20 protein-coding genes are annotated in these 21,361 nt (G+C 60.5%); 7 read left to right on the plus strand and 13 right to left on the minus strand.

The genetic code is table 11. The features are described from left to right. Window positions 1-21: 21 nt before the first annotated feature. The 5 genes from GQF03_RS00190 to GQF03_RS00210 all read right to left on the minus strand — a co-directional run bounded on the left by GQF03_RS00190 (window position 22) and on the right by GQF03_RS00210 (window position 4,774). The gene (locus GQF03_RS00190) at window positions 22-834 is read right to left on the minus strand and encodes an ABC transporter permease (RefSeq protein WP_161337173.1); all 813 of its coding nucleotides are present in this window, start codon (window positions 832-834) and stop codon (window positions 22-24) included. Next, window positions 827-1,594, minus strand: coding sequence for an ABC transporter ATP-binding protein (locus GQF03_RS00195; RefSeq protein ID WP_161337174.1), 768 nt, complete (start codon window positions 1,592-1,594; stop codon window positions 827-829). The genes GQF03_RS00190 and GQF03_RS00195 overlap by 8 nt, the downstream gene beginning before the upstream one ends. A gap of 8 nt (window positions 1,595-1,602) precedes the next feature. Next, window positions 1,603-2,637 (minus strand): ABC transporter substrate-binding protein, encoded by a 1,035-nt coding sequence (locus tag GQF03_RS00200; protein WP_161337175.1) that lies wholly within the window; start codon window positions 2,635-2,637, stop codon window positions 1,603-1,605. A 98-nt stretch (window positions 2,638-2,735) separates the two neighbouring features. Next, a complete protein-coding gene (gene nagA, locus GQF03_RS00205; RefSeq protein ID WP_161337176.1) occupies window positions 2,736-3,866 on the minus strand; it encodes an N-acetylglucosamine-6-phosphate deacetylase in 1,131 nt (376 codons plus the stop codon). After that, window positions 3,863-4,774 (minus strand): glucosamine kinase nucleotide-binding domain-containing protein, encoded by a 912-nt coding sequence (locus GQF03_RS00210; RefSeq protein ID WP_161337177.1) that lies wholly within the window; start codon window positions 4,772-4,774, stop codon window positions 3,863-3,865. Before GQF03_RS00210 ends, nagA begins: the two co-directional genes overlap by 4 nt. 135 nt (window positions 4,775-4,909) lie before the next feature. Here GQF03_RS00210 and pobA point away from each other — a divergent pair, with 135 nt between their 5' ends. Beyond that, window positions 4,910-6,091: a 4-hydroxybenzoate 3-monooxygenase gene (gene pobA / locus GQF03_RS00215; RefSeq protein WP_161337178.1), complete on the plus strand. Its 1,182-nt coding sequence runs from the start codon at window positions 4,910-4,912 to the stop codon at window positions 6,089-6,091. Window positions 6,092-6,097: 6 nt separating this feature from the next. Here the strand turns inward: pobA and GQF03_RS00220 are convergent, their stop codons facing one another. The 7 genes from GQF03_RS00220 to GQF03_RS00250 all read right to left on the minus strand — a co-directional run bounded on the left by GQF03_RS00220 (window position 6,098) and on the right by GQF03_RS00250 (window position 11,862). Further along, the gene (locus GQF03_RS00220) at window positions 6,098-7,405 is read right to left on the minus strand and encodes an adenylate/guanylate cyclase domain-containing protein (RefSeq protein WP_161337179.1); all 1,308 of its coding nucleotides are present in this window, start codon (window positions 7,403-7,405) and stop codon (window positions 6,098-6,100) included. 85 nt (window positions 7,406-7,490) lie between these two features. Continuing rightward, window positions 7,491-9,065 (minus strand): alkaline phosphatase family protein, encoded by a 1,575-nt coding sequence (locus tag GQF03_RS00225; RefSeq protein ID WP_161337180.1) that lies wholly within the window; start codon window positions 9,063-9,065, stop codon window positions 7,491-7,493. Between the two features lie 40 nt (window positions 9,066-9,105). Continuing rightward, window positions 9,106-9,498: a DUF427 domain-containing protein gene (locus GQF03_RS00230; protein WP_161337181.1), complete on the minus strand. Its 393-nt coding sequence runs from the start codon at window positions 9,496-9,498 to the stop codon at window positions 9,106-9,108. 59 nt (window positions 9,499-9,557) lie between these two features. After that, window positions 9,558-10,253, minus strand: a complete 696-nt coding sequence (locus GQF03_RS00235) for an RluA family pseudouridine synthase (protein ID WP_161337182.1) — start codon at window positions 10,251-10,253, stop codon at window positions 9,558-9,560. Next, window positions 10,246-10,566 carry a quaternary ammonium compound efflux SMR transporter SugE gene (gene sugE / locus GQF03_RS00240; RefSeq protein WP_161337183.1) on the minus strand — a complete coding sequence of 107 codons (321 nt, stop codon included), beginning with the start codon at window positions 10,564-10,566 and terminating at the stop codon, window positions 10,246-10,248. The genes GQF03_RS00235 and sugE overlap by 8 nt, the downstream gene beginning before the upstream one ends. 119 nt (window positions 10,567-10,685) lie before the next feature. Next, on the minus strand, window positions 10,686-11,369 hold the full coding sequence (locus GQF03_RS00245) for a GNAT family N-acetyltransferase (RefSeq protein ID WP_161337184.1): 684 nt from the start codon (window positions 11,367-11,369) through the stop codon (window positions 10,686-10,688). After that, a complete protein-coding gene (locus GQF03_RS00250; protein WP_161337185.1) occupies window positions 11,362-11,862 on the minus strand; it encodes a MarR family winged helix-turn-helix transcriptional regulator in 501 nt (166 codons plus the stop codon). Before GQF03_RS00250 ends, GQF03_RS00245 begins: the two co-directional genes overlap by 8 nt. Window positions 11,863-11,998: 136 nt before the next feature. On the opposite strand from GQF03_RS00250, the gene GQF03_RS00255 reads away from it, so the two are divergent. Beyond that, a complete protein-coding gene (locus GQF03_RS00255) occupies window positions 11,999-12,892 on the plus strand; it encodes an alpha/beta fold hydrolase (protein ID WP_161337186.1) in 894 nt (297 codons plus the stop codon). Here GQF03_RS00255 and GQF03_RS00260 read toward each other — a convergent pair. Then, window positions 12,867-14,009, minus strand: a complete 1,143-nt coding sequence (locus GQF03_RS00260) for an acyl-CoA dehydrogenase family protein (RefSeq protein ID WP_161337187.1) — start codon at window positions 14,007-14,009, stop codon at window positions 12,867-12,869. The genes GQF03_RS00255 and GQF03_RS00260 overlap by 26 nt on opposite strands. 260 nt (window positions 14,010-14,269) lie before the next feature. Between GQF03_RS00260 and GQF03_RS00265 the strand changes: the two genes are divergently transcribed. From GQF03_RS00265 to GQF03_RS00285, 5 genes are all read left to right on the plus strand, one after another. Then, window positions 14,270-14,890: a hypothetical protein gene (locus GQF03_RS00265; protein WP_161337188.1), complete on the plus strand. Its 621-nt coding sequence runs from the start codon at window positions 14,270-14,272 to the stop codon at window positions 14,888-14,890. Between the two features lie 634 nt (window positions 14,891-15,524). After that, entirely contained in the window at window positions 15,525-17,231 is a 1,707-nt protein-coding gene (locus GQF03_RS00270) for an ABC transporter substrate-binding protein (protein WP_206376048.1), read from the plus strand. An 81-nt stretch (window positions 17,232-17,312) separates the two neighbouring features. Continuing rightward, entirely contained in the window at window positions 17,313-18,245 is a 933-nt protein-coding gene (locus GQF03_RS00275; RefSeq protein WP_161337189.1) for an ABC transporter permease, read from the plus strand. Between the two features lie 13 nt (window positions 18,246-18,258). Then, window positions 18,259-19,143 (plus strand): ABC transporter permease, encoded by an 885-nt coding sequence (locus GQF03_RS00280; protein WP_161337190.1) that lies wholly within the window; start codon window positions 18,259-18,261, stop codon window positions 19,141-19,143. A gap of 10 nt (window positions 19,144-19,153) precedes the next feature. Further along, the gene (locus GQF03_RS00285) at window positions 19,154-21,235 is read left to right on the plus strand and encodes an ABC transporter ATP-binding protein (RefSeq protein ID WP_161337191.1); all 2,082 of its coding nucleotides are present in this window, start codon (window positions 19,154-19,156) and stop codon (window positions 21,233-21,235) included. The last annotated feature ends 126 nt before the right edge of the window (window positions 21,236-21,361 follow it).

Consider the following 21,361-nt stretch of genomic DNA (forward strand, 5'->3'; position numbering starts at 1 on the left):
ATTTTACAGAAGAATCGCCGCCTAGCGCCATTTCAGGAAATATTTCTCGGCCCGGCCGATGATCCAGGCGAAAATCAGCCCTAGGATCGAGAGAAGGGCGACGCCGGTGATCAACTGGTCCGTCGCCATCAGGCTGCCGGCGAGCAGGATATAGGCGCCGATGCCATATTCGGCCGCGATCATCTCGGCGGCGACAAGCAGGATAATGGCGATGGCGGCGGAAATGCGCGCACCCGAAAGAATGGCGGGCAGGGCGCCCGGCAGGATGATCTTGCGGATGATCGACATCCGGGTAAGCCCGAAGGACTGCCCCATGCGGATCAGGCCGCGATCCACATTATCGATGCCGCCATAGGTGGCGATCACGGTGGGGAAGAAGGTGCCGAACAGGATGGTCGCGACCTTCGATCCCTCGCCAATGCCGAACCAGATAATAAAGAGCGGCAGCAGCGCGATTTTCGGGATGGGGAAGATGGCGGAGACCAGCGGCGACAGGCCGGAGCGGGCGAGCGAGAAAAGCCCGATCAGGGTGCCGACGATAATGCCGAGCAGGGTGCCCGAGAACCAGCCGATCAGCAGCCGTTGCAGAGAGGCCGCTAAATGCTGCCAGAGCAGGCCCGTGTTTACGAGATTGAGGAAGGCATCGAACGCCTCCGACGGGGCGGGCAGGACCAGCGGGCTGATGAAGCCGCTGCGCGATCCGAATTCCCAGAAGGCGATCAGGGCGATAAAGACGACGGGCGCGACAATTTTCTTAGGGCGGGGCAGGAACCCGCCGCCGCGAAACGGGACGGGCTTGCCCTCATGGTTTTTTTCGGCCGTCTTGTCACTCATCGACCAGCTCCATATCGGCGGCGCGGGCCTCGTCGCGCATCAGCTGCCAGAGCCGTTTCTGGATGGCTTCGAGCTCCGTATTCTCAGTGGTGCGCGCGGACAGCGGCATGTCGATCTCGACGATATCGCGGATTTCCCCCGGGCGGCGGGAGAGGACGACGATCTTGTGCCCGAGCCGGACGGCTTCCGCCAGGTTATGCGTGACGTAGGCGGCGGTGTAATTTTCCTTCTCCCACAGATCGACGAGGTCATCCATCAGCAGCTCCCGCGTCTGGCTATCGAGCGCCGACAGGGGCTCGTCCATCAGGAGCACGGCGGGGCGGACAGCGAGTGCACGGGCGATGGCGACGCGCTGCTTCATGCCGCCCGAAAGCTGGCGCGGATAGGCTTTTCTGAAATCACTGAGCTTGGTGCGGGCAAGCACATCCTGGATAATCTCTTGGCGCGCCGCGGCGTCCATCGGGTGATCCTCCAGCACCAGGCTGACATTTCCCTCCACCGTCCGCCAGGGCAGCAGCGCGAAATCCTGGAAGATATAGGTGAGCGGGTTCAGGCAGTCGGCGGGCGGAACGCCAAGTTGCAGCACCTCACCGGCGGTTGGCCGCTCGAGCCCGCCGATCATGCGCAGCAGGGTCGACTTGCCGCAGCCGGACGGCCCGATGATGCAGACGATCTGACCGCGGCGGATATCGAGATTGATATCGCGAAGGACCTCAACGTCGTCATAACGATGGGAAATATGGCGAAGATTGAGGTCCATCGGCCGGGTTAGAAAATCTCGACGTAGTCGGTATTGACCAGCGTTTCGATGGCGATATCGTTGGAGACGAGGCCTTCCGCCTTGAACCAGTCGAGCTGGTCCTTGACATTCGTCAGGTTGAGCGCCGCATCCTTGTTGATGCGCATGGCGCCGTTCTTGATCGACGGACCGGCCTTTTCGATCGGCTGGTCGGCATAGACATATTTATGGATCAGCTCGACCATCGCCGCGGCGCCGGCCTCTCCCTCGGTATTATCGACGAGGGCGGCGTTAAAGTCATCCGCGCCCTTCGAGAAGGCCTTGAGGAAACGCTTCACGAGATCGGGCTTGGTTTCGGCAATCTCGGTCGAGGTGAAGACCGTCGTCACCTGATAATCGGGGATATAATCCGCGACCATGCCGATCTGCATGATTTCGCCGCCCTTCAGAAGCGCCTTGGCGATATGCGGGACGATGGACCAGCTATCGACCTGGCCGGATTTCAGCGCACCGATGATCGCGCCCACCTTCTGCAGCGGCACGAGCTTGATGTCGGCGGTGGCGAAGCCTTCCTTCTCGGCGATTTTGGACGCCATGTAATGGAAGGAGGACCCGGCCTGCGTGATGCCGAAGCTGCGGCTCTTCAATTTGGCCGGGCTGGTGACGCCCTCATCATAGGCGGCTTTGGAGACGAGGATGATCTGCCCGTCGATGCCCGGCTCCTCCTGCAACGCGCCGCCGATCACCTTGATCGCACCCTTTTCGGCGAGATTGATCAGCCCGCCGGAAATCGCCGTGATGCCGAAATCCACATCGCCCGAGGCAATGGCGACGGCCATCGGCTGCGCGGCTTGGAAGAATTTGAACTCGACCTCCAGCCCCTCGTCGGTGAAATAGCCCTTCTCGAAGGCGACGAAGCTCGGCGCATGCGAGGTGAAGCGGAGCGCGCCCACGGTGATCTTGTCCGCGGCCAGCGCCGGGACCGTCAGGGCGGAGAGGGCAACAAGGGCGGCGAGGGAGCCCAGCGCCGCCTTTTTGAAAGACCGTCTTGTCATCGAAATCATGTAAATATTCCTCCCGAAAGGATAGGGTTCTTGTTCTGCCTTATTACGCATGTTCTACGGGGTTCGCGGCGGCAAAGTCAACGAAATAACGGCGCGCCTCAGACGCCGCCGATCCAGCTTTTGAGGAGGCGCAGATCGCCATCCATCAGCACCAGATCGGCGCGGAAACCGGGGGCTATGCGGCCATGGGTCTGATCGAGGCCGAGGAAGGCCGCCGGGTTTTCTGTCGCCAGTCCCGCCGCCTCGGCCAGCGGGAGGCCAAGCAACGCGACCGCATTGCGCACGGCGCCCGCCATATTGAGGTTCGAGCCCGCGAGCGTGCCGTCCGCCGTCGTCAGCCGCCCGCCGTCAATTCGGATCTCCGTCTCGCCAAGTCGGAAGGAGATCATCTCCGTGCCGACCGAGGCCATGGCGTCGGTCACCAGCATCATGCGCGCCGGTCCCTTGATGGTGAGGGCGGCTTTCAGCGTTGCCGGATGGACATGGTGGCCGTCATTGATGATGCCGCAATAGCAGCCGGAGGAGAGCAGCGCCGCGCCGACGAGGCCGGGCTCCCGCGACTGCATCGGCGGCATGCCGTTATAGAGATGGGTAATGCCGGTGATCCCCGCCTCGAACGCCGCGACCGCCTCGTCATAGGTGGCGGCGCTATGTCCGGCGGAGACGATCACGCCCTTCGCGGCCAGCTCGCGGATGACATCCATCGGCACTCTTTCCGGGGCGAGGGTGACAACCACTCGGCCGAGATCGCCCGCCGTCACCAGCTCCACGAATTTCTCGTCCAACCGGCGGATTTTCGCCTCATCATGCACGCCTTTTCGCGCAGGGTTGAGATAGGGTCCCTCGAAATGCACACCGAGAAGGCCGGGAAGGCCGTCCGCCATCGCCCCGCGGATCAGCGCGGCGGTCTCCGTCATCCGCGCCCAGTCGTCGGTGATCAGGGTCGGCAGCAGGCCGGTCGTGCCGAAGCGCCGGTGCGCCCGGGCAATCATCGCAATATCGGCGACGCTGCGCGCGTCGTTCAGCATCATGCCGCCGCCGCCGTTCACCTGCACATCGATGAAGCCGGGCAGCAGCCGCCCGCCTGCCAGATCCTCGATTTCGTATCCCGGCGGTATTTCGCTGTCGGCAACCACTTTTTCGATGTGATCACCATCGATCAGCAGCGCGGCCTGGTTTTGCCAGGCGCCGCCGGTCAGGATCTGGGCGTTGGTGAGCGCCTTTTTCATACCCGCGCCTTTCCCGATTTATTGATGAGCCCGGTGCGGTTGTTAACCAGCCGCAGCGCCCCGTCGAAGACATCGCCTCGCGGCTGCGCCGTATAGCGCCCGAGGGACTTGTCGAGCCAGGGTTGGATCGGTTCGGCCAGGCCGCCGATATGATGCACCTCCTCGACGTCGCGCTTGACCAGTGCCCGGATGAGCTGGTTGATCTCCTCGGCGATCGTGCGCACAAGATTGACCGCCACCTCGTCCTCCTTCTTCGCGTAAGTGAAGACGATCCGGGTGAGCGCCGCGTAATCGGCGGGCCGCGCGCTGAAGGACCAGCGGGCGATTTCCGGCGGGTGGGTGCCGACCTCTTTCAGGATCGCCTTGCAGAAGGGGGAGCTCGGCAGGATTTCGTCATAGGCCTGCAACGCCCGGCGAAGGGCGAGATGGCCAAGGCGCGCGCCCGATCCCTGGTCGGACACCGGAAAGCCCCAGCCGCCGATATAGAATTTCTCGCTGCCCGCCACCGCGAAGCCGCAGGAGCCGGTGCCGGTGATCAGGATCCCGCCGTCACCGCCGGCAAAGGCGCCAAGCTGGGCGACGAAGGCGTCGGTTTCCGCGGTCATCGAGGCGAAGGGATGGGGAATCCGCACGAATTCCTCGCGCCGCTCCTGCTCGATCAGTCCGGCGACGGCAAGGCCGGCATGCAGGCGGGAGAGGGGGATCGTCTCGCCGTCGAGCTTGCCAAGCGCCGCCCGCGTCGCCCGGAAAATCTCGCTCATCACCTGATCGAGGCCGAGCGAGGCATTGGCCGGGCCGCCGCGCCCCTCCGCCAGCATCATGCCATCCTCGTCATACAGCCGGACGCGACAATGGCTGCCGCCACAGTCCGCCGCCAGATAGACCGGTGTGTCCTCCGTTGTTGCCATGAAATGCCGACGCCCGCTTCAACCTTAAAGAATTTTCTTATTCCCTTTGTTCCAAAATGAAATTCGGAACCGGGACCAGCATCTATAGTATTGCGCCAACGAACAAGCTGCAATGGCGTCAACGGGAAAATAATTATGAAAACGCAAGTTGCCATTATCGGGAGCGGTCCGTCGGGCCTATTGCTGGGTCAATTGCTGCATCAACAGGGGATCGACAATATCCTTCTCGACCGGGTGAGTCCGGCCTATATCCTCGGCCGCATCCGCGCCGGGGTGATCGAGCAGGGCTTTGTCGGGCTGATGAAGGAGGCGGGGGTCGCCGAACGGATGCTGCGCGAGGGGGAGATCCATCATGAAGTGGACATCGCCGTCCATGGGGACTATCACACCATCAACCTCACCGAGCTCACGGGCGGAAAATCGGTCACCGTCTACGGCCAGACGGAAATCACCCATGATCTGATGGAGGCGCGCACCGCCTCCGGCCAGCTTTCCTTTTACGAGGCGACGAATGTCAAGCCCCACGATATGAAAAGTGATAAGCCCTTTGTGACCTTCGAGAAGGATGGCGAGACGCACCGCATCGACTGCGACTATATCGCCGGCTGCGATGGCTCTCACGGGGTCTGCCGCGCCGCCATCCCGAAGGGCATTCTGACCGAGTATGAGCGGATCTATCCCTTTGGCTGGCTCGGTCTCCTTTCCGATACGCCGCCGGTCAATTATGAACTGATTTATGTCAAGAGCGACGAGGGCTTCGCGCTGTGCAGCAAGCGGTCGGAGACGCGCAGCCGCTATTATGTGCAGGTGCCGCTCGATGAGAAGGTGGAGAACTGGTCCGATGACCGCTTCTGGGACGAGCTTAAACGCCGGATCCCGGAGGATGCGGCCAACCGGCTGGTGACCGGCCCGTCCATCGAGAAGAGCATTGCGCCGCTTCGCAGCTTCGTGGTGGAGCCGATGCAATATGGCCGCCTGTTCCTGCTCGGCGATGCCGCCCATATCGTGCCGCCGACGGGGGCGAAGGGCCTCAATCTCGCGGCCAGCGACGTCAACACGCTCTACCGTATTCTGATCAAGACCTATAAGGAGGGACGGACGGACCTCACCCAACGCTATAGCGAGATTGCGCTTCGCCGTGTCTGGAACGGGGTGCGCTTTTCCTGGTGGATGACCAATATGCTGCATCATTTCTACCGCGACAGCATCGAGGACAAGATCCGCGATTCCGAACTGAACTTCTTTCTCGCCTCCGAACATCGCCGGCGCATCCTCGCCGAGCAATATGTCGGCCTGCCCTATGAGGATATCGACTAGAGGCTGTTAAGGCGGTGTCGGCGAATAAACGCCGATCGGTTCACTGAGGCCGCGCACCTCGGTCTCGCCAATCCGCTGCAGCAGGCCCGGCCGGACCTGTTTTGCCGTGGAGTCCGCCACCAGCAGGGAAGTGCCGAATTCCTTGTTCAGGTTTTCCAGCCGGGCCGCGAGATTGACCGGATCGCCATAGACCGTGTAACTCTGCCGCCCGCCGCCGCCCACATTCCCGGCGATTACCGGGCCGGAACTGATGCCGATCCGAATAGTGAGCCGTTCTCCGGCAAAGCTCTCGTTTTCCGCCATTTTCAGCAGGTCCATCGCCGCATCGAGGGCGCGCTGCGCATGCTCGCCGTCCTCAATCGGGACATTGAAGGTAGCGAGAATGGCATCGCCCAGAAACTGCGTGACGACGCCGTTATGGCGGCCGATAATCTCGGATGAGGCATCGAAGAAGGCATTGAAGGTATCGACAATCGCCCGCGGCCCCTTGCTTTCCGTCATCCGGGTGAAACCCGCGACATCCGTGAACAGGATCGTCGCGTGACGCTCGACTGGGTTCAGAACGCCGTCGTCCTTGATCATCTCCTCGGCCACCGCCTTGGGCACGAACCGGCCGAACATCTGTGAAATCAGCGATGTCTCGCGTTCCGCCGCCAGTTGCCGCCGCACCGTTTGCCTTGCCCGGCGCATGACGATGGCGATCAGCACCGCCACCACCAGGAAGAGGAGGGCTTCCTGCAGCCGGGTGCCGGTGCCGGCAAACGCGGGGCTCAGAAAAATATCGAGAAACTCCTGCGGGGTGGGCGCGGCCGGCATATCCGTCCATTCGAGCCTCTGCTCCATGCCCGAGCGAACCCGGAGGAAGGCGCCGAACCAACCGGCGGCGCCGACGAGCCCGGTCCAGAGGAGAAGCCCCGGCGAAAAGCTGAAGGCCGCGACGCCGAGAAACAGGAAATAAATGGGGAAGACGCCGAAGCGGAAAATCATGATTTGCGGAAGATCGGTTGACGGCTCCGGCGGAAGCAGGGCCACCGCCGCGGACAGCAGGGCGATGTCGATGGTCATAAAGACATATTTCACCCAGCTGCGGTCATACCGGGATCCGATGATCAGGTAATGGGCGATCCCGAGAGCGCCGAACAGGAGCCCGGCCATGATATAATCGGGCGCCCGGTCGGCACCGCGCGTGAGGGACATCAGCAGCGTCAGCAGCAGCACGGTGACAAGCCGCCCCTTGATGGCAAGCTTCAGGCCCGCCTGCTCGGCGGCGTTAAAGAGGTCTTCCGATTGTTGCGCGGACGCCTTGACGGTCATATCGAAAAGCTTGCCAGCAGTTTGGCCACAAGTAAATCCTCATTGCGGGACAATGTGTCCGCCGTCATAAAGAAGGCTGTTCGCGCTACCAGACGCCGAAATAGATTCCGCGCTTCTTGGCCGTATCGGTCCGCTCCTCGATGACGTCATGAGCCATTGTCGTGCGATTGCGCCGATGGCGGAGCCAGTGGTTGAGCGTTTCCTCCATCTCATTGCGGATTTCCGCATGCAATTCGCTCGTGCCGAGATCGATCAGCTCATTCGGGTCTTTCTCAAGATCGAACAATTGCGGGCGGAACTGATCATAGGAGATATATTTCCACCGCTCCGTGCGGATCATATAGGCGCGGGTCTGATCGGGCGGCAGCTTCAGCGCGAGGCGGGCGCCGCGCCAGGCGTAATCGGCCTCGCTCACCGCAAAGTCCCGCCAGCCAGCCGGATTTTCTCCCCGCAACAGCGGCAGGAGGGACTTTCCTTCCAGAACATGCGGCTTGGCCTCCCCACCCAGGGCGTCCACGAAGGTCGGGATCAGGTCGATCGCCTCAGTCAGCGCATGAATGCGGCCGCCGCGCGTTGCGTCGCAGTCGCGGCTCGGATCGACAATAATCATCGGGATGCGGACGCTTTCCTCATGGAACATCTCCTTCTCGCCGAGCCAGTGATCGCCGAGATAATCGCCATGATCGCTGGTGAACACGATAAGGGTATCGTCAAGCCGGCCCTGTTCCTCGAGGAAGGCCATCAGCCGGCCGATATGGTCATCAATCTCCGTGATCAGGCCCATATAGGCCGGGATCACATGGCGGCGCTTTTCCTCGTCGGAGAAATTGACGCTTTCCTCATGGCCCATGAAGGCTTTGATCACCGGATGTGGATCGGCTTTCTCCTTTTCCCCGCGATTGGCGGCGATCACGTCCTGCGGCGAATACATATTGTGATAGGGCGCGGGCGCGATATAGGGCCAATGCGGCTTGATATAGCTGAGATGCAGACACCAGGGCGTGTCGCCAAGCTCCGCGATCTTGTCCATGGCGCGGTTGGTCATATAGGCGGTTTCCGAATGCGCCTTGTCGATCCGGGCGGCGAGATGGGCGTTGCGCAGGTACCAACCGCTCGCCACCTCGCCCTTTTCGTCGATGCCGGAATTGGCGAAGCTGTGCCAGGGATTGTCGCCCTCATAGCCCTGCTCGCGCAGATAGTCATTATAGGCGAGATTGGGATCGACGAAGGCGTCCGGATGCAGGCCGTCATCGCGCTCCCACGGTTCGAACCCGCATTCGGCGGCGAGGACGCCCTGAATGCTGCCCTTATCGATACCGAGCCGCTTCATTCCCGCAAGATCGGCCTGCATATGGGTCTTGCCGATGAGGCCGGTGGAAACGCCGAGCTCGCGCATATGATCGCCGACGGTCCGCTCACCGATTTTGAGCGGCACATTATTATAGGTCGCGCCATGCGACTGCACGTAACGCCCGGTGTAGAAGGACATCCGCGACGAGCCGCAGACCGGCGCCTGACAGAAGGCGTTGGTGAAGATCACGCCGCGCGCCGCCAGTGCGTCGATATTCGGCGTCTTGAGCGTCGGGTGACCGGTGCAGGCGAGGTAATCGGCGCGCAGCTGGTCGCACATGATGAAGAGGATGTTTTTTACGCGACTCATGGAATTCTGTTCTTATTGTTGTTGTTGGTGGTAAGGGCGCCTAGAGCAGCGGATCGTCTAGCCGGTTCACAAAGAAGGAGATATATCCCTTGATGTCCAGCATCTCGCGGAACGGTTCCTCATAGGACCAGGCGATATTCTTCTCGGTGCCGAAGGTCCAGTAGCTGGCGATTCCCTTGTACGGGCAATAGGTGTCCTTGTCGGTCATATGCGCCTGCTTGAGCTGGACATCGGCGGGCGGGAAATAGACGACGGGCGGATAATTCCCCTCCCGCAGGACGATCGCCTGGTGGCTGCGGGCGATCTCGACACCCTCAAGCGTCGCGACAAACTCGCGATCGGGCTTTTCAAGGATAATCTGGTACTCGGGATTTTTGGCGAAACCGGGGGCGGCCTCGATCCCGGCCGTCTGTGATTCTGTTTCCATCATCATCTCCCTTTTCCGTAAAGTTCGGGATGGGTGTCCAGTATGACCACGCGCGGGCCTCGAGTTCAAGCAGCTTTTTTTACCATTGGACCGGCGAGGTCATGGGGTGCCGCTAGGGTCATTTTTTCGGCCGTGAAAGGGTGAATGAATTCAAGGCGTTCCGCGTGAAGTTGCAGGCGGGCCGCGCGCCGCCGGTTTTCCGCGTCCGCATAAAAACGATCGCCAAGGATCGGATGGCCGATGGCGGCGCAATGCAGGCGAAGCTGATGGGTACGCCCGGTCTCGGGGTTGAGCGCGAGCAGGCTGGCATTGTCGCGCCGGTCGAGAACCCGCCAGCGGGTGAGGGCGGGCTTGCCGTTTTCCAAATCGATCTTCTGAAGCGGCCGGTTCGGCCAGTCGACCATCAGCGGCAGATCGATCTCGCCGTCCTCTTCCAAAGGCCCGCCCGCGACCCAGGCGAGATAACGTTTTTCGACGGCCCGCCGCTGAAAGAGGAGGCTGAGCTGCCGGTGCGCCGCCGCGCCCTTGCCAAAGAGCAGCAGGCCGGAGGTATCCATATCGAGCCGGTGGACCGTGCGGGCGTTGCGGTCATGGGCCTTCGCCCGCGCCTCCGCGCAGTCCTGAAGATGCGCCTCGCGTCCCGGCACCGACAGCAGCCCACTCGGCTTGTTGACGGCGATCAGGAACTCATCTTCGAAAAGGATATCGCGCGGGCGGGGCGCGGGCGGGTCGTAGGCGAGATCTGCCGGGCGATCAAGCATCGCTCGAGAGTTTCATCAGCACGAGGCCGGAGACGATCAGTGCTGCCGCGCCTAAGCGCATCGGGTTCGCCGCCTCGCCAAGGATCATGATGCCGACAAGAAACGCCCCGACGGCGCCGATGCCGGTCCAGACCGTATAGGCGGTGCCGAGCGGCAGGGAGCGCATGGCGAGTGCCAGCAGCGCGAAACTCGCGATCATGGTGACGAGGGTGACGATGGACGGGGTGAGGCGGGAGAAGCCCTCGGATTGCTTCATGGAATAAGCCCAGATCACTTCGAGGATCCCGGCGGCGACAACATAAATCCAGGCCATTTCATGGCTCCTTCAAATGGCCGGGTCGTCCCGGAAATCACACTCATGAGAGGGTCGTCCCTTTCCCCGCCTAGATAATATATGCGGTGCGCCGGTGCAAGGGGAATTGGCGGCGATGCTCAGCCGCGCTCCAGCATCACCGCATTGACCTTCGTGCGCGTGCGGAAACCGAGATTCTCATAGACGCGGATGGCGCGGGTATTGGTGGCGAACACCTGCAAATAGGGCTGCTCCCCGCGCGCCATGATCTGCTCCGCCACCTTCACGCAGAGCGCATGGGCGAGGCCGCGGCCGAGGTAATCGGGATGGGTGCAGACGCCGCTTATCTCGCTATAGCCCGGATGCTTGAACCGTTCTCCCGCCATGGCGATGAGCTTGCCGTCCTCCTTCACGCCCCAGAAATCGCCAAGAAGGCGGGTATCGCGAAGATACGGTCCGGGCTTGGTCAGCGTCGCGAGATTGAGCATATCTTCCGCGTCCGCCTCGGTCAGCCGTATAATTTCAGGCGCGCTCCTTGCCAGGGCTTTCAGATTTTCCAGCACCATCTGGCAGCCTTCCGCGGCTTTGGCGGCGCGGACCCCGTCCGGCAGGACCACCGGCGCCACCTGGATCAGGAAGAGATTCCCGTCCTCCGGCATCAGGCGGGCGAGCGCGGCGAGGCTGTCCGCGCTCTCATCCCGGACGCCCGCGAAGATACTGACGTTTGGCGTGAAGCGGCGGGCGCCGCCGTCGCCGATGGCGAAGGGGCCATGCGCCGTGGTGAGCGAGTTCCAGATCGGCCGATCGAGAATATGGTCATTCATTGGTATTGCCCTCCTTCGTTTCCATGACACGGCTATAGAGCGATTTTTCCTGCAGGCGGGTCTCGAGCGCGTCGAGCTGATCGAGGAGCGGGCCGTCCGTGTCGGCGCAGATATCGGCAAGATGCGTCTCGATCAGCGGCCAGATGGTTTGGCGTCCGTCGGCGACCAAAGTGCGGCCTTTCTCCGTTAGCTCGACACGTCTTTTCCGTTGATCGCGCGATCCACGCCGGACGGTGACGACACCCTGTTTGGCGAGCTGGCCGACGCTGCGCGTGACGCCGGGCTGACTGACACCGAGCGCGGCGGCGAGATCGCCGATGGTCATCGGGCCCATCTCGTCGAGCGCGGCGAGAAGAGGATATTGCCCCGTCTGCACCGCGAGTCCCGCCGCGTCTATCAATTGCTGGACATCCGCCTGAAGCCGGTCCCCGATGCGCTTGAACCGGGTGCCGAGAGTGAGATAGCCCTTGCCGCGAACAAAATCCTCAACCATTGCCTTTCCCGATTTTGCCAAATTCAGCGCATAATATATAACAGGTTATATAAACCGTCAATATCCTGAAATAGGGGAGGGACGGGACAGCCGCAAGGCGGTTCACTGCGGGCGGGGTCTGTGGTAGTCTCTTTCCATGGAGGATACCTTCGCATCGCTGGCAAGACTGGAGCTGGACGGCGTTTCCCTTGCCTATGACGACAGCGGGACGGGCGCGCCGGTCGTTCTCGTGCATGGCGGGGCGTCGGATATCCGCACCTGGTCGGGGCAGGTCCCGGCTTTGTCGCCGCATTTCCGCGTGATCAGCTACAGCCGCCGCTACGCCCGGCCCAATGCGCCCTTACTCGATGGCGCCGACGATCCCATCGACGTTCATATCGAGGACCTCGCGCGCCTGCTGGACAGGCTGGACGCCAGCCCCGCGCATCTGGTCGGGCATTCCTGGGGCGGGCTGATCGTTTTGTTACTGGCGCTGCGGCAGCCCGAAAGGCTCCGCTCCATGACCCTGATCGAGCCGCCGGTCCTGCCGCTCTTTACCGATGTGCCGCCGAAGCTGTCGCAGCTCCTGCCGCTTCTGATCAGCGACCCGCGCACCGCCATTGCCATCCTCAAATTCGGCCTCGGTGTCATGGCCCCGGTCGAGCGGGCGTTCCGGCGCGGGGACGACAAAAAAGCCATAGAGATATTCGGCAAGGGCGTGCTGGGGCCGGAAAAATTTGCCGGGCTGTCCGACGCGCGCTATGCGCAAGTCTGGGACAACCGCGCCACCGATAAGGCGCAGATGCTCGGGCAGAATTTCCCAAGCCTGGACGCGGACGCAATAAAACGCCTGAACATCCCGACCCTGCTGCTGGCGGGGGCGGAGAGCCCGCCGCTCTTTCACCGGCTATGCGAGGCCCTTGGCGATCTGCTACCCGAGGCCGAACTTCATGTCTTGCCCGGCGCCTCCCATATCGTGCAGGAGGACGCGCGGGAAGAGATGAATGCCCGGCTGCTCGATTTCCTCAGTCGGCAAGCAGGTCGCGGCTGATAATTTCCTTCATGATCTCGGTGGTGCCGCCGGCGATGCGGGCCATGCGGTTATCGGCCCAGGCGCGGCAGATGGGATATTCCCACATATAGCCATAACCGCCGTGGAGCTGCACGCAGTCATCGAGAACCTCCCAGAGAACCTCCGTCGATTGCATCTTGGCCATGGCGGCGGTAACGGAATCGAGCTCGCCCTTCAGATGCGCGGCAATGCAGCGATCGACAAAGGCGCGCATCATCACCGCCTTCGACTTGATCTCGGCGAGCTTGAAGCGGGTGTTCTGGAAATCCGCGATGCTCTGGCCGAACGCCTTGCGTTCCTTGGTGTATTCAACGGTCCAGTCCAGCGCCGTCTCGATACTGGTGGCGGAGCGCACGGCGATGACCAGCCGCTCCTGCGGGAGTTGCTGCATAAGCTGCTTGAAGCCGCGCCCTTCGACGCCCAGCAGGTTCGATTTCGGCACCCGCACGTCGTTGAAGAAGAGTTCGGACGTGTCCTGCGCCTTGTAGCCTGCTTTCTCAAGGTTACGACCGCGCGAGAACCCTTCCCGGTCGCCCTCGACCAGCACCAGCGAAACCCCCTTACCGCCCGCAGAAGGGTCCGTCTTGCAGGCAAGCACGACAAGATCGGCAAGCTGGCCATTGCTGATAAAGACCTTCTGGCCGTTGATCACATAGTCATCGCCATCGGCAATGGCGGTGGTGCGGATATTCTGCAAATCCGACCCCGCGCCGGGCTCGCTCATGGCGACGGCCGCAATGGCTTCGCCCTTCACCAGCTTGGGCAGCCAGTGCTTTTTTTGCTCCTCCGTGCCATAGGCGGTGATATAGGGGGCGACAATCTCCGAATGCAGATGAAACGACGGGCCGCTGGTTCCGGCGCGCGCAAGTTCCTCAAGGAAGATCGCGCCAAACAGGAAATCACCGCCCGCGCCGCCATATTCCTCCGGCACCGAACAGCAGAGAAATCCACCTTCGCCGGCCTCGCGCCAGACCTCCCGGCTGACCTGGCCGTCTTTTTCCCACTGGGCGTGGAAGGGGACAATCCGCTCCTCGACGAAGCGGCGGGCGGAGGCCCGGAATAGCTCATGTTCTTCACTGAATAGGTCGCGCTGCATGGGGTTTCCCCTTGTTCTTGTTATTTTTTCCCGATTGCCCCGTTATACCCCCGCGCCGCGGCAAAGTAAATTCCCGCCATCGCCGCCCCGCGACGACCGCAATGCGGGTCGCTACCGCAAATTGCCGTGGTTAACATCTATGGTTAATTTATATTTAAAATCAAATAATTGACAGTTGTATAAAATTTGTCATAAAACAAGGGCATGCTGGGAATCGATAAAGATTCGTTTGTTCATTCAATCATGACGTGGGGGTTTTCATGAAAAAATTACTCGGACTGGCATTGCTCGGCAGCCTGGTGTTCGCAGGCGCCGCCGACGCGGCCTTCTACCGCGTCGATTTCAGCGGCGCCGTTATTTCTAATGGTTCTGTAAGTGGGAGCTATGATGGTTATTTCACTTATGACACGGATGGCCTTAATTTGGATGGATCAAATGGGACTGCTGCGACACCCGATGGTGCAGATGATCTTCCCAGCGCGGGTTTTGAATCAGAATTGCTTTTCAACTATAGTTTTCCAGGCGTAGGCGGAAGCTTCGATGAGAACAGTGGTGGTGTTGGATACTTATCCTTCTCTTCTGGTAAATTAATCAATTGGTTCATTGGGGGCAACACAAGGAGCCTTAATACAGTTTTCTTGGGTGGCCCTAACAATGATTCCTTTGACCTCGGTCTTTGCGGGAACTGTTCGAACTTCTCAGGTTACCTTGCCACACTGAATTATGACGAAGTTCCTCTTACTTTTCCCAATTGGCAAGTAACCGAAATCTCGGCTGTGCCTTTGCCCGCTGCGGTCTGGGCCTTTGGCGCCGGATTGCTTGGCCTGCTCGGGCTGAAGCGGCGGCGGAAGATGAAGATGCTGCGCACGGCGACGGCCTGATCGCTCTCCTCCTCAACTCAAAACCCGGCCCCGCGCCGGGTTTTTTTACGCCTCGGCAGGGTGGGCACCGCGACAGGCCGGGGAGGGGCGATGACGATCGTGAGTTGACTTGCGGTGAATTTCTTCTACTTTTGTCGGAAGGCGAGCGCAAAAGGGCCGGGGATCCGCCGGCACCGCCGCGACAGCGGAGCGCGAGGGAAGGCCGCGCGAGAAGTAACCACAGTAATAAATCAGTAAAAAATCCTTATATTACTTCGACAGTTTTACGTAAAATAATCCTTCTTGGTAAAAGTAAAATATCTGTTCAGTTTTGTAAGTATAACTATATCATTCCTGCTGTTTTTACGTGTTTTCACTATATTTAAGCACCATTTTTTAATAATGATTTCATATCGGTATCAGGCAAATAATATTTTTGTCTATGTCCATTGACGAGGCCGGTTCGGTTTCACTATGCTGGGGACCAACTCAGGCAAAAATGATTGAAATCGCGACATTATTTGCGTCGAAGAGGAAAATTATGGTCGCAAAATGAACAAAAAGGCTTCTGAAAAAATGTGAAAATCGCAGAATCCGGACATCTATTAAAACGTAACTGCAAATTGAAAATTAATCGGATAGGGAGATAAGCAATATGTCAGTAAAAAAGATGGATCATGAAGCGCCAGGGCGCATCCATCCCATGATCGAAGACGTCAAGGAACAATACAAGAGCGGCAAGATGGACCGCCGGGAATTCCTCCGCACCTCAACCTTGCTCGGCCTGTCGGCCGCCGCCGCCTATTCTTTCGTCGGCATTGCGGACCCGACGATGGAGGCAAAGGCGGCAACGCCGAAAAAGGGCGGCATCCTGAAAATCTCCATGGAAGTGCAGGAGATGAACGATCCGGCCGTCTATAGCTGGACGCCGCCGTCCAACGTTGCGCGGCAGATGTGCGAATATCTCGTCATGACCGGCCCGGACAATGTCACGCGGCCGTATCTGGCGGAAAGCTGGTCCGCATCGGACGATCTCAAGACCTGGACCTTCAAGTTGCGCCAAGGCGTCAAATGGCATAACGGCGATGATTTCAACGCCGATGACGTGATGTTCAACTTCACCCGCTGGCTCGATCCGAACACCGGCTCGTCCAACGTCGGGCTGTTCGATTCCATGCTCACGACCGTGGGCGAGGGCGACAATGCCAAGAAGGTGATGACGGAAGGCGCGCTCGAAAAGGTCGATGACTATACCATCCGCCTGCATCTGAATTCGCCGGTGCTGTCGATCCCGGAAAACCTTTATAACTATCCGACAATGATCGTCCATCGCGACTTCAAGGGTAACCTGGTCGAGCAGCCGAACGGCACGGGCCCCTTCACTCTCGTTGACTTCGCGGTCGGGGAAAAGGCGGTTCTCAAGCGCGTTGATCAGCCCTACTGGGGTGAAAAATACCCGGACGAGCCCTTCTGGGGCGGCGAGGTCTATCTCGACGAGATCCATTATTTCGACCATGGCGCCGGGTCCGCGGCCCAGCTGGCCGCCGTTGCCTCCGGTCAGGTGGATATGAACTACGAGTTCGATATCGCCTCCCTCGGCATGGCGCAGTCGATCCCGGGCATGAAAATCCTCGAGGCCCGGACGGCGCAGACCGGCGTGATGCGCATGAACATCACGCAGAAGCCGTTTGATGACAAGCGGGTGCGTCAGGCCCTGATGGCCTGCGTCGATGCGGAAAAATACAACGAGTTGGTCTATCAGGGACGCGGCGATGTCGGTGAACATCACCATGTGTCCCCGATCCATCCGGAATATTTCGCGCTGAACCGGCGGGAGCGGGATATCGACAAAGCGAAGCTTCTGCTCGCCGAGGCGGGTTATCCGGACGGTATCGAGCTGACCATCGATGTCGGTAACACCAACGGCCCGTGGCAGCAGCAGGTCTGTGAAATCCTGAAGGAGCAGGCCGCCGAAGCCGGGATCACGCTCAACCTCAACCTGATGCCGGCCTCGAAATACTGGGAAATCTGGGCAACGACGCCGTTCGGCATCACCGCCTGGACCCATCGTCCGCTCGGCACCATGGTGCTCAGCCTGGCCTATCGCGCCGGGGTGCCGTGGAACGAAACCGGGTATAACAACCCCGCATTCGAGAAGGCCCTCGACAAGGCGGAATCCCTGGTCGACGCGGAGAAGCGCAAGGCCGCGATGGAGGAAGTCGAGAAAATCCTCCAGGACGACGCCATCATCATTCAGCCGATCTGGCAGCCGAAATTCTTCCTGGCGAGCGAGAAGGTCATGAATGTGGAGGCGCATCCGACCCAGTACCACCAGCTTTATAAAGTCTGGATCAACAGCTAAACCGGACAGTCAAGATAAGGGCGATATTTTATCGCCCTTATCTGTTTTCTGCGCTATTTTGCCCCAGGGGGGAGCAAACACATGCTGATACTGGCGTTTCGTCGATTTCTTTCAATGGCCCTGATCATGGTCATTGTCTCCTTTACGCTTTTCGCGATTTTCGAATCCGATAAACTCGCCGTCGCCGGCAAGGTCCTTGGACCCTATTCAAGCACCGAACAGCGGGAGCTGTGGCTGGAGAATAACGGCTATAACGAACCATTTCTGGAACGCTACGTCACCTGGGTCGGCAATGCGCTCACCGGTGATTTCGGCTATTCCATCCAGTACAAGTCGCCGGTCGCCGACGTGCTCTGGCCGCGGCTTGCCAATACGGCCATCCTTGCGGGGCTCTATATGGCCTTCATGATCCCGCTCTCGCTCACCCTCGGGGTGATCGCCGGCATGAAGGAAGGCTCATTCCAGGATCGCGCGGTCTCGGTGGGATCAGTGCTCACCACATCGGTTCCGGAATTCGCGAGCGCCACCTTCTTCTCCGCCATCTTTGTCTTCTGGCTGGGCTGGCTGCCCGGCACCTCGGCGATGACCAGCGGTTTCAGTTGGGCGGAGATCTTCCTGCCTGTCTTCGTGCTGGTGATCTACGGCTTCGGCTATACGGCGCGGATGACCCGCGCGTCCATGGCGGAGGTCATGACATCGCATTATATCCGCACGGCGGTCCTCAAGGGCATTCCCTATCGCCGGGTGATCATGCGCCATGCGCTGCGCAACGCGCTGATCGCGCCCTTTACGGTCATCATCCTGCAGCTTAACTGGCTGCTCTCGGGCGTCATCGTGGTCGAGGTGTTCTTCGCCTACAAGGGCTTCGGCAAGCTGCTCCTCGACGGGGCGCTGTTCGGCGATATCTTCGTGATCGAGGCCTGCACACTCGTCGCCGTGTTCGTCGCGGTGTTCTCGCAATTCATCTCGGATATCGGCTATACGCTGCTGAATCCGCGGATCCGGTTCACATAAGGGAGGGACGGTCATGACTGCTGATGTTCAGAATAACGACGCTTCTCCCTCCGCGATCGGGAAGTTCTTCAAATCCCTCGGCCTGCTCAGGGAAAGCCCGATTGCCATTTTCGGCCTCGCGCTGATCCTGTTCTGGGTGATCCTCGCGATCCTCGCGCCGGTGCTCCCGCTTTACGATCCGAACGCCCCGCTGGAGCCGTTCAAATTCCCGATGTCGGAGGCGCGCGATGGCGGGCTCTACTGGCTCGGCACCGACCATAAGGGCCGGGATATCCTCTCGCGCGTCATCTTCGGCGCGCAGCAGGTGCTGATCTGGGCGACCACGGCCACGGCCGTCGCCTATATCGTCGGCATGCTGATGGGGGTTGTCGCGGGCTATCTCGGCGGCTGGTACGACGAGGTTATTTCCTTTATCTCCAACGTCCTGCTCTCCTTCCCGGTGATCGTGCTTTATATCATCATCATCACCTATCTCGGCGCGACGGGCTTCAACATCGTGCTCGCTGTGACCTTTGCGTCAGCCCCCGGCATCATGCGTATCGTGCGCGGCCTCGTGCTCGATCTTCGAACGCGGGACTATATCTTCGCGGCGCAGACAAGGGGCGAGAGCGCCATGTATATCATGCTGGTCGAATTGCTCCCGAACGCCCGCGGGCCGCTCATCGTCGATGCCTGCCTGCGGCTTGGCTATACGACCATCACCATCGCCATGCTCGGCTATCTCGGCCTCGGCCTGCCGCCACCAGATCCCGACTGGGGCAAGATGATCGCCGAAACCCAGCCGCTCGGCAGCTTCGCCGGTCATATGGCGGTGGTCCCGGCGGCGGCGATTTCCTCGCTCGTGCTCGGCTTTAACCTGCTGGCCGACGGCCTTCGCGAAATTTCATTGAAGGATTAGGAGAAAAGCGATGGAACAGACACCCATTCTGGAATGCCGCGATCTCTGCATCTCCTATGAGACCCGCGCCGGCGAAATACCGGCGGTCATTGATTTCAACATGAAGGTGATGCCGGGGCAGGGCGTCGGCATCGTCGGCGAAAGCGGCTGCGGCAAGTCCACGGTCGCCCTCGCCATCATGCAGTATCTCGGCTCCAACGGCTATATCAAGAGCGGCGAGATATTCTTCCATGGCCGCGACATGCGCACCATGAGCGAAGAGGAACTGCGCAGCATCCGCGGATCCAAGATCGCCATGATCTATCAGGAGCCGATGGCCTCGCTCAACCCGTCGATGAAGATCGGCGACCAGCTGGCCGAGGTGCCGCTCTTTCATGAGGATGTGACGCGGGCCGAAGCATTGGAGCGGGCGCTTGCCCTGCTGGAGGCGGTGAAGCTGCCCGATCCGAAGCGGATCATGGACGCCTATCCGCACCAGATTTCCGGCGGCCAGCAGCAGCGCGTGGTGATCGCCATGGCGCTCTTGTCCAAGCCCGATCTCCTGCTGCTTGACGAGCCGACCACCGCGCTTGACGTGACGGTGGAGCGGGGGATTGTCGAGCTGGTCAAGGAAATCTCCGAGGAATTCGGCACGGCGATGATCTATATCTCGCATAATCTCGGGCTGATCCTGGATACCTGCGACCGGGTGACGGTCATGTATTCCGGCGAGGCGGTCGAGGACGGCACCATCAACGAGGTGTTCGATGCCATGTGCCATCCCTATACGAGCGGGCTGTTCGCCTCGATCCCGCTGCCCGGCGCCGACAAGAACGAACGGCCGCTGGTCCCCATTCCGGGGCAGCTTCCGCTCCCGCATCAGCGGCCGAAGGGCTGCTTCTTCGGGCCGCGCTGCGCCTTCTTCAAGGCGGGGACCTGCGATCAGGACAAGGTCCCCATGCGCTCCGTCGCCGGGGAGGAGGGGCATAAGGTCCGCTGCGCCCGGTTCGAGGAGATCGACTGGGCCGAGGGCGATCATACGGCGGTAACGGTGAAATCCGTGAAGTCGGGCAAGGTCGTGCTTGAAGTGCGCAACATGAAGAAATATTACGAGATCCGCTCAAGTTCGATCCTCGCGATGATCCGCGGCGATGCGGTGAAAACCGTGAAGGCGAACGAGGATATCAATTTCAATGCGCGCGAGGCGGAGACCGTCGCCATCGTCGGGGAATCGGGCTGCGGCAAGTCGACCTTCGCCAAGGTACTGATGGGCCTGGAAGAAGCGACAGGCGGCGAGGTGATCCTCAACGGGGAGGATCTCGCCCATGTTTCCGTGCAGAAACGCAAGGCGCGCACCGTCGGGCATCTGCAGATGGTCTTCCAGAACCCCTTCGATACGCTCAATCCCTCGCATTCGGTAGGCAGCCAGATCGCCCGCGTGATCCGTAAATTCGGTGTCGAGACGGACAAGGAAAAGGTCCGCCAGAAGGTCAATGACCTCTTGGATCTCGTGAAACTGCCGCGAGATTTCGCGCATCGCCGGCCGCGCCAGCTCTCGGGCGGTCAGAAACAGCGGATCGGCATCGCCCGCGCCTTCGCCGGCAACCCGGCCGTGGTGGTGGCGGACGAGCCTGTCTCGGCGCTCGATGTGTCGGTGCAGGCGGCGGTGACGGGGCTGCTCACGGAAATCCAGAACGAGCTCCGCTCGACGCTGCTCTTCATCAGCCATGACTTGAGCGTCGTCCGCTATCTCTCTGATCGCGTTGTGGTTATGTATCTTGGGCATATCGTGGAGCAGGGGACGACGGACGAGGTGTTCTCGCCGCCCTATCATCCCTATACGGAGGCGCTCCTGTCCGCGGTGCCGATTGCCGATACCTCGGTCGAGCAAAAACAGATCATCCTGAAAGGCGATATTCCGTCTGCGATGAACCCGCCGCCCGGCTGCCCGTTCCAGACCCGCTGCCCACGCAAGATCGGCGCGATCTGCGAGACGGAAGTGCCGCCGGTCAAGGAACTTTCCCCCGGCCATACGATCTTCTGCCATCTCGAGGAAGAGGTGCTGAACGCCATGGAACCGGTCATCGTCATGCATGACGAAGCCGCGGAATAACCCCCTCACATAAAACGCAAAAAGGCGCTCCTCGGGGCGCCTTTTTTGTGGGCGGAGAAAATCGGGGAAAATCCGGCGATATTAACGGTTTGTTTATCCTGACTGGTTAGGCTCGGGGCCTGATCA

The sequence above is a fragment of the Sneathiella chungangensis genome, assembly GCF_009882935.1.
Classification (GTDB): domain Bacteria; phylum Pseudomonadota; class Alphaproteobacteria; order Sneathiellales; family Sneathiellaceae; genus Sneathiella; species Sneathiella chungangensis.

Excerpts from the sequence above, each read along its gene's own strand:
- GQF03_RS00245 (WP_161337184.1), bottom strand. The coding sequence starts at position 11,369 with ATGAATGACCATATTCTCGATCGGCCGATCTGGAACTCGCTCACCACG.
- GQF03_RS00210 (WP_161337177.1), bottom strand. The coding sequence starts at position 4,774 with ATGGCAACAACGGAGGACACACCGGTCTATCTGGCGGCGGACTGTGGC.
- GQF03_RS00270 (WP_206376048.1), top strand. The coding sequence starts at position 15,525 with ATGTCAGTAAAAAAGATGGATCATGAAGCGCCAGGGCGCATCCATCCC.
- GQF03_RS00250 (WP_161337185.1), bottom strand. The coding sequence starts at position 11,862 with ATGGTTGAGGATTTTGTTCGCGGCAAGGGCTATCTCACTCTCGGCACC.
- GQF03_RS00280 (WP_161337190.1), top strand. The coding sequence starts at position 18,259 with ATGACTGCTGATGTTCAGAATAACGACGCTTCTCCCTCCGCGATCGGG.
- nagA (WP_161337176.1), bottom strand. The coding sequence starts at position 3,866 with ATGAAAAAGGCGCTCACCAACGCCCAGATCCTGACCGGCGGCGCCTGG.
- GQF03_RS00285 (WP_161337191.1), top strand. The coding sequence starts at position 19,154 with ATGGAACAGACACCCATTCTGGAATGCCGCGATCTCTGCATCTCCTAT.
- GQF03_RS00230 (WP_161337181.1), bottom strand. The coding sequence starts at position 9,498 with ATGATGATGGAAACAGAATCACAGACGGCCGGGATCGAGGCCGCCCCC.
- GQF03_RS00195 (WP_161337174.1), bottom strand. The coding sequence starts at position 1,594 with ATGGACCTCAATCTTCGCCATATTTCCCATCGTTATGACGACGTTGAG.
- GQF03_RS00235 (WP_161337182.1), bottom strand. The coding sequence starts at position 10,253 with ATGCTTGATCGCCCGGCAGATCTCGCCTACGACCCGCCCGCGCCCCGC.
- pobA (WP_161337178.1), top strand. The coding sequence starts at position 4,910 with ATGAAAACGCAAGTTGCCATTATCGGGAGCGGTCCGTCGGGCCTATTG.
- GQF03_RS00255 (WP_161337186.1), top strand. The coding sequence starts at position 11,999 with ATGGAGGATACCTTCGCATCGCTGGCAAGACTGGAGCTGGACGGCGTT.
- GQF03_RS00220 (WP_161337179.1), bottom strand. The coding sequence starts at position 7,405 with ATGACCGTCAAGGCGTCCGCGCAACAATCGGAAGACCTCTTTAACGCC.
- sugE (WP_161337183.1), bottom strand. The coding sequence starts at position 10,566 with ATGGCCTGGATTTATGTTGTCGCCGCCGGGATCCTCGAAGTGATCTGG.
- GQF03_RS00265 (WP_161337188.1), top strand. The coding sequence starts at position 14,270 with ATGAAAAAATTACTCGGACTGGCATTGCTCGGCAGCCTGGTGTTCGCA.
- GQF03_RS00190 (WP_161337173.1), bottom strand. The coding sequence starts at position 834 with ATGAGTGACAAGACGGCCGAAAAAAACCATGAGGGCAAGCCCGTCCCG.
- GQF03_RS00225 (WP_161337180.1), bottom strand. The coding sequence starts at position 9,065 with ATGAGTCGCGTAAAAAACATCCTCTTCATCATGTGCGACCAGCTGCGC.
- GQF03_RS00200 (WP_161337175.1), bottom strand. The coding sequence starts at position 2,637 with ATGATTTCGATGACAAGACGGTCTTTCAAAAAGGCGGCGCTGGGCTCC.
- GQF03_RS00260 (WP_161337187.1), bottom strand. The coding sequence starts at position 14,009 with ATGCAGCGCGACCTATTCAGTGAAGAACATGAGCTATTCCGGGCCTCC.
- GQF03_RS00275 (WP_161337189.1), top strand. The coding sequence starts at position 17,313 with ATGCTGATACTGGCGTTTCGTCGATTTCTTTCAATGGCCCTGATCATG.